Origin of the sequence: Methylorubrum sp. B1-46 (genome assembly GCF_021117295.1) — a bacterium.
Taxonomy (GTDB): domain Bacteria; phylum Pseudomonadota; class Alphaproteobacteria; order Rhizobiales; family Beijerinckiaceae; genus Methylobacterium.
This window is the reverse complement of record NZ_CP088247.1, coordinates 792501-805204: the sequence shown is the minus strand read 5'-3', so window position 1 is coordinate 805204 and position 12704 is coordinate 792501. Positions and strand designations below refer to the sequence as shown.

At 72.8% G+C, this 12704-nt stretch carries 13 protein-coding genes (1 of these 13 only partly in view); all 13 read right to left on the bottom strand.

Features of this window, described 5'->3' with window-relative positions; translation table 11 throughout:
• Positions 1-11 precede the first annotated feature (11 nt).
• Positions 12-1013, bottom strand: a complete 1002-nt coding sequence (locus LPC10_RS03920; RefSeq protein ID WP_231345546.1) for a hypothetical protein — start codon at positions 1011-1013, stop codon at positions 12-14.
• Positions 1010-1363 carry a hypothetical protein gene (locus tag LPC10_RS03915; protein WP_231345545.1) on the bottom strand — a complete coding sequence of 118 codons (354 nt, stop codon included), beginning with the start codon at positions 1361-1363 and terminating at the stop codon, positions 1010-1012. The genes LPC10_RS03920 and LPC10_RS03915 overlap by 4 nt, the downstream gene beginning before the upstream one ends.
• 6 nt (positions 1364-1369) lie before the next feature.
• Positions 1370-2344, bottom strand: a complete 975-nt coding sequence (locus LPC10_RS03910) for a hypothetical protein (RefSeq protein ID WP_231345544.1) — start codon at positions 2342-2344, stop codon at positions 1370-1372.
• Positions 2345-2394: 50 nt separating this feature from the next.
• Positions 2395-3234: an OmpA family protein gene (locus LPC10_RS03905; protein ID WP_231345543.1), complete on the bottom strand. Its 840-nt coding sequence runs from the start codon at positions 3232-3234 to the stop codon at positions 2395-2397.
• A gap of 136 nt (positions 3235-3370) precedes the next feature.
• The gene (locus LPC10_RS03900; protein WP_231345542.1) at positions 3371-3796 is read right to left on the bottom strand and encodes a type II toxin-antitoxin system VapC family toxin; all 426 of its coding nucleotides are present in this window, start codon (positions 3794-3796) and stop codon (positions 3371-3373) included.
• Positions 3793-4050, bottom strand: a complete 258-nt coding sequence (locus LPC10_RS03895) for an Arc family DNA-binding protein (protein WP_231345541.1) — start codon at positions 4048-4050, stop codon at positions 3793-3795. The genes LPC10_RS03900 and LPC10_RS03895 overlap by 4 nt, the downstream gene beginning before the upstream one ends.
• Before the next feature lie 78 nt (positions 4051-4128).
• Positions 4129-5133: a serine protease gene (locus tag LPC10_RS03890; RefSeq protein WP_231345540.1), complete on the bottom strand. Its 1005-nt coding sequence runs from the start codon at positions 5131-5133 to the stop codon at positions 4129-4131.
• A gap of 81 nt (positions 5134-5214) precedes the next feature.
• The gene (locus LPC10_RS03885) at positions 5215-6414 is read right to left on the bottom strand and encodes a hypothetical protein (RefSeq protein WP_231345539.1); all 1200 of its coding nucleotides are present in this window, start codon (positions 6412-6414) and stop codon (positions 5215-5217) included.
• 34 nt (positions 6415-6448) lie between these two features.
• Entirely contained in the window at positions 6449-6964 is a 516-nt protein-coding gene (locus LPC10_RS03880; protein ID WP_231345538.1) for a hypothetical protein, read from the bottom strand.
• Positions 6961-8352 carry a hypothetical protein gene (locus tag LPC10_RS03875; RefSeq protein WP_231345537.1) on the bottom strand — a complete coding sequence of 464 codons (1392 nt, stop codon included), beginning with the start codon at positions 8350-8352 and terminating at the stop codon, positions 6961-6963. Before LPC10_RS03875 ends, LPC10_RS03880 begins: the two co-directional genes overlap by 4 nt.
• A gap of 233 nt (positions 8353-8585) precedes the next feature.
• Positions 8586-9680: a DUF4375 domain-containing protein gene (locus tag LPC10_RS03870; protein WP_231345536.1), complete on the bottom strand. Its 1095-nt coding sequence runs from the start codon at positions 9678-9680 to the stop codon at positions 8586-8588.
• Between the two features lie 107 nt (positions 9681-9787).
• Positions 9788-11119 (bottom strand): hypothetical protein, encoded by a 1332-nt coding sequence (locus LPC10_RS03865; RefSeq protein ID WP_231345535.1) that lies wholly within the window; start codon positions 11117-11119, stop codon positions 9788-9790.
• Positions 11116-12704: the 3' portion of a caspase family protein gene (locus LPC10_RS03860; RefSeq protein WP_231345534.1), read on the bottom strand. It continues 526 nt past the right edge of the window; the window shows 1589 of its 2115 coding nt (coding positions 527-2115); its start codon lies off the right edge, out of view; it ends in the stop codon at positions 11116-11118. Before LPC10_RS03860 ends, LPC10_RS03865 begins: the two co-directional genes overlap by 4 nt.

The window sequence follows — 12704 nt, the reverse complement described above, 5'->3', positions numbered from 1 at the left end:
GGATCGAAGGCTCAGCGCAGGGCGACCGAGGCGGCGACGCGCTCGGCGCGGGCCAGGGCGTCGGCGCGCCCGGCATCGGCGAAGCCGATCACCCGCAGGGTGCGTCCGCTGTCGAACACCGTCGTCTGGGTCATGCCGAGCGTGCGTCCGGTCTTGGTATCGGTGCCGGTCCCGCGCAGGCGGACCACGACGGCGTCGCCCCGGGTGCTGCGCGCCTCGTCGGTGACCGCGACGTTCGTCAGATCCTTCTGCGCCGTAAAGAGCCGTCGGGCATAAGCGGCTTCTGCCCCCGCCGGCACCGGCGCCTGCCCGAGCGAGGGCGTGACGATCACCACCGGCTGCTCGCGTTCGGGATCGACGTCCTTCGGCCCCTCGGTCAGGATGAGGCCGTTGCCGGCGAACACCCCCATCGGGCGGAAGCCGGCGGTGTCGCCGACGGTGAAGGGCAGGGCCGCGACCTGATCGGCGAGACTCGCCTTGGGCCGGAACGCGATCGTGCGCAGAGCCGCCTCGACCGTTGGGGCCGGTACCTGCTTGGCGGCCGTCTCGGGCACCTGGACGGTGACGAGACCGGTGCCGGCGGCGCCGCGCACCACGGCGACCCACTTGGTGTAGGTGAGGCCGTTGGCGTCCTGCTTTCCGCGCAGGACGAAGCCGTCCCCGCCCGCCGTGCTCAACGGCGCGCGCTCGCCCTTCACCCGGAAGCCGGACGGCGCCAGGGCCTCGGGCGTGAACTTCCCGTTGATCTGGTCCCAGGCTTCCGGCGGCATCTCGACGAGGACGATCGAGGCGCCGGAGCGGTGCTCGAAGCCGGAAAAGCTCGCCGCCGGCGTCATGCCGGGCGGCGGCGCGAGGCCGAGCGAGCCGGCGGGCGGAAAGACCGGTTCGGCCGCGAGGACCGGCGCGGAACTGGCCGTCACGGCCGACATCAGCCCGGCGAGCAGGCCCTGCCGAGCCCATCGGCCGGGACGGAGGCGGGTGAGGAAGCGGCGCAGCGGGTTGCGATCGGTCATGCGGTCTCTCCGAAGGCGGCGTGCAGAAGAGCGTCGAGGGTATCGGCTGCGGGGGCATCCGGGCCGCAGCGCCATTCGCGGATCTGCGTCGCGCCCGGCCCGAATCGGTAGAGTTCGAACCGGTCGTCGTGGATTTCGATTTCGAGGGCCGGCCAGGTCAGGCAGAGCGTCGGCCAGTAGCCGGGCTGGACGGCCTCGGGCGCCGGCCAGCACCCGGTGGCGTGGGAGATGAGGCTGCGAGCGTGGGCAACGGTCCGCGCCGGGATCGCCGCCTCGGTGGCGACGCGATCGACCAAGGCTCCGGCCCGCCCCCAGCCCACCTGCGCGGCAGCGTCGGCTGTGTCCGACACCGGGGCTCAGCGGGTGGCGACGCGGCTGACGACGAAGGTGTTGCCGGAGAACTGGACCTGCCCCGGCGCGCTCATATGCTCCAGCATCAGCCGCAAGTTGCGGCCGAGCCGCGCGGAATCCGAGCGGGTCTCGTACCAGTACTCGGCGGTGGCCCCGCCCGAGCGCACCGGGCGGTGATGCTCGTAGCAGCGGAAGGCGGCCATGTACTCCTCGGCCGCCTGCACCTCCTGCGGCGAGAAGCCGGTGAGGCGCACGACGTAGGCCGTCGGCAGGCCGCCGCAGGATTCTCCGCCGGCCGCGGCGGGGGGCGGAGGCTCGGCACCGGACAAGGCGTTCGGCAACGCGGCCGGGGGCGCGCTGGCATCGGCGGAGCGGCGGGGGGCGATCACGCCGTCGAGCTTGGATGTGAGCGCGCCCGCCACGTCGGCGGCGATGCTCTTGGCCTCCGCGCCGACCCGCTCCAGCAGGCATTCCCGGTCGCAGCCCTGGGGCAGGGGGGGAAGCTGCAGCCCCGCCACCTCGAAGGCGCCGAGCGACTGCCCGGTGCGCACGTTGAGGAGCCGACCGGGGATGCGCACCTCCGGCCGAACGATGTCGGAATAGGCCGATTTCGAGGCCGAGGCGTAGACTTGGAACACCGCCACCACGTCGAGCGGCGGGTTCTGAACCGCGCGGGCGACCTCGATCAACTCGGCGTCGCGGCGGCGGACCCGGTTGGCCTGGGTGATCCCCATCGCCACCGCCGTCTCGTCATAGACGTTGTAGCCGCGCAGGTTCATCGTCTCCGAGAGTTCGGCGATGACCCGCTGGAAGATGCGGTTGCCGCGGGGCACGGAATCCTCGTCGGCATCCTCGCCCATCACCACGATGTTGGGCCGGGTCTGGGCCTGCGCCGGCGCGGCGAGGCCGAGGAGCGCGCCGCCGATGAGGGTGAGGGCGGCGAAAGTCGTAACCCCTGTTCGGGTGCGGGCGCGCAGCATCGGAAACATCCTGTCTGTCGGTTCGTAGGCCGGATTGGGCGTTGGGAGGTTCAGTCGGTGCAGGGCAGCGGCGTCGGCGCTGCGCCGAAATCGTCGAGGTCGAGCGGCACCTGCCGGCGGGGATCGCCGAGGGGCTCGGCCGCGCAAGTTCGCTCGGAGGCCGGCAGAACGAAGCGCAGGGCACCGCTCGGCGCGGGCGCGATCAGGCTCACCTCGACCCGCCGGTTGATCCGCGCGAAGGGCTGGGACGGATCCTTGGGGCGGACAGGCCCCCAGCCGTGGATGCGCAGGCGGCGCGGATCGATGCCGTAGGTCTCGACGAGATGGGCCTTCAGGCTGCGGGCGCGGGCGAGCGACAGGCGCCGGTTGTAGCCGAGCCCGCCCGCGGCATCGGTGTGCCCGGCGATGAGGAAGCCGTGGCCGGCGAGTTCGCGGGCCTGCAACGCCTTGCCCAGCGGTTCGAGCTGAACCTGCGCCTCGGGCGTCAGGCGGGCGCTGTCGTAGGCGAAGAACACGGTGAGATCGACCGAGCGGGCGGGATCGACCCGCAGGCTCGGACCGCCGTCGCCGGGGGACACCGCGACCGGTGCGGCGGGCCGGCCTGGATTGCCGTCGGCGAAGGGGGCGAGCGAGCGGATGATCGCGTTGGCCGAGGGGTTCACGGCCCCGGCCTCGGCCCGCTCCGTCGCCTCGTCGCGGGCCGGCGGCGCCTCCGCTTCGGCGGCGGGCGGGCGCGTGCCCGGCACTTGGGTGAGCGGGTTGGCGCGGGCGGGCGCGAGGGTGAGGACGAGGCCCGCCGCCAGCAGGAGGCCCAGGCGCGACGACCGGGCCGATGCGATCCCGGCGGCTCTGTGTGCGCGCCGCTCGCGTTCTCTTCCGAGTGCCCCCATGGCCGATCGTCTCCGTTTGATGGGCCTTGCCGCGGCCCCGTCCCACGCATCCCTGGACCTCGCAGACGGGCTTTCGCCGCCTGCTCACGAAAAAACGTTGTTCAGCGACCGCGCGACCGATCCCTGACGTCCCGTTTCAACCCGCGGTTCGCCAGGGATTGATCACGCCGATCCCGGTTGCTTCGAATGGACCGGTATCCCGTGTCGCGACGATGAAGCCCCGAACCGCGGCGGTGGCGGCGATGGTGCCGTCCGCCATGCCGATGGCCTTCCCCGCGGCGCGGGCGCGCGCCATGAAGGCGGCGTAGTGGCGCGACGCGTCGAGATCGAACGGCAGCACGCGGCCCGCGAAGGCCGGAAGCACTTCGCGCTCCAGCCGATCGCGAAAGATGTCGCGCCGTTTGTCCGCCGGCATCGTAGCCAAGCCGAAGCGGAGTTCTGCGACCGTGACGGCGGTGAGGTAGAGGGTCTCGACCGCCTGCGCATCGACCCAGGTCAGCACGCCGGGATCGGGCGTGGCCCGCCACAGCTCGGACAGGACGTTGGTGTCGAGGACGATCACTCGAACCGCATCGGTTCGGCCGGCGCCCTGTCGCGAAACCGATCGAAGGCATCGGCTTCCGCCTCGGTCAGGCCGCCGGCGTCGCGGGCGATGGAGGACAGGAGCGAGCCGAGCTTCATCCGGCCGGCCGGCTTGGCCGCCTGTTCCAGGATGGCGCGGATTTCGGCTTCGGTGCTGCGCCCGTGCTGCGCGGCACGGATGCGCAGGGCGCGATGCACCTCGTCGGGCACGTTGCGGATGGTAATCGACGCCATCTGCACTCCGTTCGAACGATTGGAATGCCATCAGTCTAGACGAATGCCATCATATCGCAACCTCACCGTGTGGCCTCTTCAGCGCCCACGCAGGATCGCGTTCATGCCGGCCGGGTCGAGTGGTCCGCCAGCGGGCGAGGCGGCGGGCGAGCGGGCGGGTGTGGGGGAGGGCGCCGCCCCCACCGTCGTCGGCGCATCCCCGGCGGGTGCCGCGGCGGCGACCGGGCGGCCCTGGGCGGCGGCAATCTCGGACAGGATGCGGCTGCGGCCGAGGATCGCCGAGAGACGCGTGGCCTTGTTGAAGCTCGATGGGTCCTTAGGGTCGAGCCCGCCCTCCTTGTGCAGGGCGATGCCAGCCACGGAGGCATCGAACATCAGCGAGCCGGAGGAGCCGCCCAGCGTATCGCAGCGGTGGCGCAGATCCGGCCCCTCGGCCTGATCCTTCATCGCGAAGCAGCGGAAGCGGCTCATCACCTTCGGCCGCCCGAGGGGGTGGTGGATCACTAGCATCGAACGGTTGCCCGGCACGGCCTCGCCCGAGAGGCGGACGGTGCCGTAGGCGGCGCCCGGGTTCCCGGCGACGCGGGCGAGCGCGTAATCGAGGCGGGCGTCGAACTCGACCGGCTTCGGGTCGATCTCGAAGCGGCGCGCGCCTTTGCCGTCGAGCGTCAGGTAATCCATCAGGATCGACGCCTTGACCGGGGTCAGATCGCCCGATTGCGGCAGACAGTGGTGGTTGGTCAGCACGTAGTCGCCAGGCAGCAGCGCGCCGGTGCAGGAGGCGCCGACCTGCTGGCCGGTGCGGGCGTTGCGCAGGACGATGTCGACGCGGCCGATCGGCCGGGCCAGGGCGGCGAGCCCGTCCTTCGGGTCGAGTTCGCTGATCGGCTCGAAGGCGCCCTTGTTCTGATCGACATAGGCCGCCGCGTCGCCGGTCGTTTGGCGCAGAGGCAACTGCGCCCGGCCGTAATCGGCGGGGTCGAAGCCGATGCTCTGCGCGCGCGCGGCGTCGGCCGCAAAGGGGCTGAGCAGCAGGCAGGCGGCGACCCTCGCGGGCCGGCATCTGCGGCGAATCGGGGTCATCGTCTCCCTCCTTCCCGTCCGGGTCGTATGCACGGCCCGGATGGCTGGGTCAAAAATCACAACCTGCGGACTATGCGCCCATCAGCGCGTCAGGGCGTGGATGAGCCGCGCGCCCGGCGGAGACGCGCCCGCCTCCAGCCCGGCTGCGGCTTCCGGTAGGGCTTGGACCGCGTAGACGAGGTTCTGCCGGCCGCCCTCGCGGAGGAAGAAGCCCTGCGCCCCGTCGTCGAGCCGCACCGGAGGCAGGGCGGCGGCGCGCAACTCCGGCCCGATCTCGAGCCGCAGGCCCGGTGCCGCCGCGATGGCGAGTCCGCACAGGTCGGGCCCGAGCCGGGTCGGGGCAAGGCGGTCGCCGCCCTCCGGCGCGACGGGGCGGCGCTCGGGCGCGTCGGCGCCGAAGGCCACGCGGCGGCAGGACGAGCCGGGCGGCGCCCGCAATTCCTCGACGCGGATCGCGGTCGGCTTTTTCGGCGTCGGCTCGTCCACCGCAGGCGGGGCGGGCGGGTCGGTCTCCGCCCTGCGTGCGGGTTCGGCCGAGGCGCTGCCGGTGGCGGGATCGCTCGCCGAGCCGATGACGGGGGGCTGCCGGGCGTTTAGGGCTATGAATCCGATAAAGCCGACGAGGCAGGCCGCTGTGACGGCGCCCGCCGTCAGGACGAGACGCCGCCCACGTCTGTGCGGCTTCGGCCGATCCGCGCCTTTTGGCCGGGTCAACGCGTCCACGGCGGCCGGCACAGTTTCGGCCTGCAGGATCCGCAAGGCTCCGGATCGGCCGAGGGCGCGGAAGGCCGCCTCGGCCTCCCCTCGCTCTGGCCCTTCCGGCAGCAGAATCGCGAGCGGCACATCCGGCGCCTCGGCGAGCAGGGCGCCGGAGCGCTCGATCTTGTCGAGGAGCGCGTAGTCGCCGGGGACCAGGGTAAGATCGCGATCGACCGCGCCGGTCGCCCAGAGGATCAGGTCGGCCTGCGCCGGCTCGCCGACGAAGCGGGCGCCGCGCGCGGAGAGGCCGTGGGCGAGGCAGACCGGCACCTCCCAGGAGCGGCCGGCATCGAACGAACCGGACAGGCGCAGCTCGTGCGGCGCACCGGCCTCGCCGCCGAGCCGGGCGACGGGCCCGCCGGGCGCGCAGAGCCGGGCATAGTCGCCGGACCAGGGCAGGGGGCGGTAGTCGCCGTCGGCGAAGGCGGCCGACGCCGGCAGTCCGGGGCGCGGGTTCAGCGACCGCAGACGGAGCGGCCCGCCTGTGGTCGGGATGACGACGAGGATCGAAGGCCCGGTCATGCGCGCGTGTTTCGCTGGGGCGCGGTTCGTTTTCTCACAACAGGAACACCGCGCAGGCGGGGTCGCGCAGCATCCGTCCGAGCCGGTCGGCCTCGGCTACGGCCGGATCGAGGGCGAGCAGGATCGCACCGTCGACCGGTGCGCCGAGTTCGAGCCGCACCGCCTCGTCGCCGAGCCAAGCCTCGATCCGCCGAGGCATCGGCGCGTCCGGTCCGCGCAGGATCAGGAGCGGGGGCGTGCCCTCCAAGATTTCCAGCTCGAACGGGCCGACCCGGCGCTGGGTCAGCGCACCGTCCGAAGCTGCCGCCGCCAGCGGTGTGTGGGCGAGCGATTGCGCGCCGAGCAGCGTGCGGTAGCGCCGGGCGGTCTCGGGATCGGAGCGGATCGCCCGGACGACCGTCAGATCGACCGGGCTTCCAGGCTCCCGGTTGGCATGCGCCCAGAGGGCCGCGTGGCGCGGCCGGGCGGCCTGACCGGGTTGGGAAACGGGCACCCGCATCAGGGCGCGGGCGGCGTGGAGCTCGGCGAGCAATCGGGCCTCGTCGCTCACGCGGCGGCCTCCCCGGCATAGGCCGCCGCGAAGGCGCCCGCGAAGACGGACCGATCGGCCGCGAAGGCCGTATCGAGCGGACGTTGACGGGCGAGGCCTGCGAGCGCCCGTTCCAGCCGGCCGGCCTCCTCGGCGAGGCGCAGGAGCGCCGTCTCCGCGGCGGCGAAACCCGCGGCAAGGGCGGTGCGATCCTCGAAGCCGGCCCGGCGCACCCGGCGCAGATCCGCCTCCGCCGCCTCCAAAGCGGCGCGCGTTTCGGGGGCGAGGCCGTCGCGCTCGGCGATGCGCAGGGCCGCCGCGATGCGCAGCATCCGGGCGAGATGGGCCGCGAGCGCGACAGCCCGCTCCTGCAGGGTCGCGTAGCTCTCGGCATCCGTGCAGGTCGCCCGCTCGGCGACCTCGGCGCCGCCGCCGCCCCGGCGCAGGCGATTGGCGATGCCCGATTGCACCCGCCCGAAGCTCGCGGCCCTAAGCGTCGTCAGCGGACGGGTGCGGTGGAAGGGTTCGAGGCGCAGGAAGTCGGTGAGGTCTTCGCGCTCGGCGCCGGTGAGGATTTTCGGGCCCTCCGGCCAGTCGGCGAGCAGGGCCGCGAGCGTCTCGGCCGGTTCGGAGGCGGCGAGGTCGCCGAGCGCGGCGTCGAGCCGCTCCTCCCAGCCCGCATGCGCGTCGAGGGAGACGGGGGCGGACAGCCCGTCCAGCCCGCCGACGAGATGGGCCCCCGCCTCGAAGGTCACGAAATGCTCGGCGATTGTGCGGAAGCCCGGCCGCTCGCCCGTCTCCATCTCGGTGCGCCAGAAGGCGAGGATGTCGTCGTCGCCGAAGTCCTTGCGGCCTTTGAGGAAGCCGAGGATCGCGCGGAAGCGGCGCTCCAGCGGCGCCAGCGGCAGGTGAGCGTTGCGGTAGACGGTCAGATGCCGGGCGAGGCGCTTTGCCAGAAACGCGGCGCCCTCCGCATCGGGGGCGGATGCGAGATCGTCGAGCCAGCCGGTGACGGCGGAAAACTGCGCCAGATCCTCGGCCGTCAGTACGAACTCTGCGAGCGCCAGCAGCCGCGCGAGCCCGGCCCAACTCGTGCGCCACGCCTCGTCGAGCACCGGGCCACGGGCATCGGCGGCGCGTGTTCCGGAAAAGCGCGCCTCCACGGTGCGGCCGGTCGCGAGTCCAGGATCGAGCGCGAGGGTGACGAGGTCGCGTCCACTGACGGCGCCCGTCGCGCCGGCCAGGGCGGCGAGTGCGTGGGCGAGGTCCCAGAGCGGCTTGTCGCGGTTCGGGCGCACGGCGCCGGTGACGACCCGGGCGAGCCAGGCGCGATCCTCACGCGAGAGGTCGCGTCCGTCGCACACGGCGGCCAGATCGGCCGCGCACCGCTCGTCGTATCCGCCGGTCATGCGCCTCCCGGTGCCGGGGCGCCTTGCAACCCCTTGCGATTCCTCGATTCGCCGTATGGTTATCCCGAGCCCGGCCATCCGTCACCCTCCGGTTGCCGCGCGCGGCCCACCTGCGGCATGGGCCGGCCAGAGCGCGATCCGGGCTCGCGGTGGCAGATTCACGCGGCGCCCCGCGACGCCAGGGCTGCACGGCGCACGAACGGGGCGCGAGCGGCGGCGGCCGCTTCCGGCTGTCACTTCGGCAGGATGTCGGCCGCGCGGGCGGTAGCGATCATCGCCGCGTGCATCGCCCCGTCATCCACGTCGCCGGTCAGGTCGCCGAGCGCCGTATCGAAGGCCTCGTTCTGCCGCGCCATGAAGGCCCGCCGGGCCTCGGTGTCGCGCGGATACGGCTTCGGAAACAGTGCGATGCCGCGCTCGACCGCGGCGGCGTGCTTGGGCAGGTTCATCGCGCGAAGGGCGGCGGCGATGTCGGGGGCGAGGACGCCCGACGAGTTGAAGAAGGCCTGGTGCACCGAGCCGTTCAGCATCTCCGCCTCGAAAATGCGCACCGCAATGATCCGTGCATGGGCCGCCGGCAGCGCGGCGAGGCGGGCGGCGACCGCAGCGGGCGCGTCGTAGTGGTTCAGGCACGTCCAGAGCCCACCGGTGAGGTAGGCGAGGCGGTCGTCGTCGTCCGCGCCCGATCGCAGCGGCTCGTAGAGCACCGTGAGGTCCGGTGCGCGGGCGATCCGTGCCACCGCCTCGTCGAGGAGGCGCGGCAAGGCGCGGAAGCGCTCGGACAGGCGGTCCAGGGCGGCATCGAGCGCCGGGTCGCGGATCTCGCCGTGGCCGTCGCTCCAGCGGGCGTAACGCTTGGCCTGGGTGCCGCCGTAATCCGGGCCGAACAGGGCGGCGCCCTCGCGCAGCAGCGCGGCGTGCGCGGGAAGTCTCTCGGCATCGAGCGCCCGGACAGCGTCTTCGAGGAAGACGCTGTCGGACCCGACGAAAAAGCCTTTCAGGGCGGTTGCGCCACTTGTCCAGTGATCGAGCGCGGCCAGGACCAGCACGGGCCGCTCCGCGGGCGCGAAGGTCGCCAATCCCCGCGCGAGGGCGGCTCGCATCTCGGCCGCCCCGGCCGCATCCAGGGAGAAGCGATCGAAATCCGGCCGCCTGTCGGACATGAAGAACAGGTCGGGCATCCGAAGCGGCACCGCCCGGTTCTCCAGCGCCTTGGTCATCGGATAGTGCCGGAGGGCGTTGAGGTCGCAGCTCAGGGCTGGCGTACAAGTTGCGGCGGTCACGAGGCCGACCATCATCAGACCGACGACCCCGGCTCGCCGCCGCAAAAAGGAGATCCCGTAGCGTCCGGAACGGTGGTGCGGCCATCCTGCTCCCGTGCGATGCAGACCCTTTGCATGATCCGCCATGCCGGCCCCTTTTCTGTGATGCCGCATCACCGCACCACGATCCGCGCGGTGGCCTCGGTCACGCCGGGCGTCGCGCGGATCTTGTCCAGGAGATCGAGCACATCGGGGGGCTGAAGCAGCTTCGCCTCGCCGTCCGCGCCCGGCGCCGCCGCAAGCCAGCGCGCGGCGAGTTCCGGCGGAAGGCCGCCCTCGACGCCGAAACAGGCGAACAGGTTCTCGAACGGCTCACCCGCCACGATCTCGTCGAGGCCGTAGCCGCGCGGGTAGCGCTTCGCCTCGCCGGCCTTCAGCGGCGTAGCGGAGGCGGCGTTGCCGCGCACCGGCAGGGCGACGAAGGCGGTCTCGTCGGGAGCCACGACCCAGCAATAGAGGTTCTGCCGGGCGCGCGCCTCGATGCGCATCTCCAGGCGCTGCCCGGCTGAGAACGGCGTGGCGGTGGCCGCGACTGTCAGGCGCCCGGCATCGGTGCGGGCGGTCGCTGCCAGATGGTCGAGGAAGGGCCGCGGGGTCGGGTCACAGCCGAGACCCTCGATCCCGATCCGCCGCCGCCCGGTCGGAGCCAGCACCGCCCCGTCGCGCTGGAACTCCAGCTCCATGAAGGATTGCCGGTTCTGATCGGTGCGGAAGCGTCCGCGCGCGGTGAGCGCCCCGGCGCAGGCGGTGCCGGGCGGCGTGCGGCGCACGTCGAGGCGCGCCCCCTTCAGGATGCGGTTGGCCGAGCGGGCCTCGGCGTCCAGCGCGATGACGAGGCGGTCGGTGAGCGCGCCGGCGCAGGTCGAGTGGCCGCCCTCGGCCACGAAGGGGCAGACCTCGACGGTGCCCGCGTTCGGCGCCGCTCCCGCGAAGGCCTTCACCGCACCCTCCATCACCGCGTCGATGTCGGCGACGCCGGCCCCAACGCGGATCGGCAGGATCAGGGGCTCGCTCGTCGCCTTGCAGGCGGCATTGCGGCTGATCGCCTGGAGCCGCAGCGCCGCGGTCTCGCCGGCCCGGCGCGGTTCCACCAGGAATACGCTGGCATCGCCCGAGAAGGCTGCACGGATCTGCGCCTCGGCCTCCGCCCCCGACAATCCGGTCGTGCCTTCGCGCAGGCCCTTGATCCGCACCACGTCGGCAGCGGGGGCGAGCCGCACGCGGCCGGTGGCCTGAAGCCGGCTCTCGACCGCGAGGCGCACTTCCTCGGCCTGCTCGCGCGAGAGCGCCGTCTGGCCCGGTTCGACGCCGATCACGGCGAGCGTCAGGTCGGGCCGACCGGCGCAGGCCGCCACCGCGTCGAGGAAGGGGCTGAGCGTGGCGGTGGTCGGATCGGCGCGGGCCACCGCGGGGAGAAGCAGGAGGGCGGCGAGGAGGAGCCTCATTCCGCCTCGTTCGATCGGGCGTATTGATCAAGGGCGCGGACGAAGACCGGGTTGAAGCGACCGTCGAGGGCGCCCGAATAGTAGTCCGCGTCTTTGACCGCCCGCTGCACGGTGCGGATCGTCTCCGGCTTCAGCTTCTGCGCCGCCGTGTCGGTCGCCGAGACCGAGGCCGCGCCGAGTTCGCCCCGCTTGAGCGCCCGCAGCACCATGTCGGCGGAGCGCGTTCCGGGAAAGTAGCGGCCGAAGCCGTTGTCGATCAGCGTCGCCATCGTCGCCATGGCGACGGGATCGCCCTTGTCCGCTGCCTGCCGGAACAGGTCGAAGCCCTGACGCAGGTCCTTCGGGAATCCGTAGGTGCCGGTGGCGTAGTGCGGCACCAGCTTCGAGATCGAGGGCACGTCGCCGCCCGCCACCGCTCGTTTGTAGAGCGCGACTGCCTCCGCCTCGTTCTTGGGGATGCCGTTGCCGTATTCGAGCATCCGCGCGGCGTTGGCGAGCGCCACGACGTTCCCGGCCTCGCCGGCCTGCCGGTAGAGGCGGTAGGCCTCGGCCTGCCCGCGCTTCACCCCCTGGCCGTTCTCGTAGAGCGTGGCGAGATTGTTCATCGCCGAGGCGCTGCCGGCCTTGGCCGCCCGGTCGTAGGCCGCGAACGCCTCCTTGGAGCGGTCGGCTCGGTCGTAGGCGCGGCCGAGTTGGTAGGCGAGGCGGCGCAATTGCGGGTAGGCGGCGGACGCCCCGCGGCAGGCCTCGATGGCGGCTGACGCCTCGATCCGTCCGAGCTTCACCCCCGGCACGCCTTTCGGCCGGTCGGGATCATCGGTGCCGGCGGCCAACGCGTCGCAGCGCTTCACCCGCGGATCGCTGCTCGGGTTCGTGCCGCCGAGATAGCCCTCCGCGAGGCTGCGATAGGCGCAGGTCTCGCCGCAGGAATCGAGATAGGCCTGGTATTGCCGCTGCGCCCCGAACTTCGCCCAGTTCTCCTGGTCGATCGCCGCCGCGTCGCGCTTGCGGCCGGCGAGCAGGCGATCCATCGCCTGGGCGCGGTAGGCACAGGCCTCGCCGCAGGTGCCGACATAGGCCTCGAACGCCTCGCGCGTGCCGAGGTTTTCCGCCCGGCGCCAAGCCGCCTCGTCGCGGATCGCCGCGACGCCGCCGGCTACTGCCGGGACGGGGAGCGAGGCCTTCACCACGATCGGCGCATCATCGATCTCCGGCACCTGCTCCCGGCCCGAGGCGCGGCGCGCCGCCTCCTCGACCTCGCGGCGCAGGTAGCCCTTCAGCTCCGGCCACTGGATCAGCCCGTCGCCGTTGCCGTTGCTGTTGCCTTGTCCGTCCTTGGCGTCGGCGAGGCCCGAGACGCCCATCAGAAAGCGGCTCGTCAGCAGGCCGAGCTTGTTCGGCTCGTCCCAGTTGGCGGGCGTGGCGCCCGAGGTGGCAACGAGGCGCACGATCCCGCTCTCCGCCTTCGGCCGGGCCGGCGCGAAGCCGGGTGCCGAGACAGCGAGCAGGCTCTCGCCCTTGCGGCCGGTCTCGCCGGTGAAGCAGGCATCGACCATCACCACGAGCTGGCGCTCAGAGCCGATCT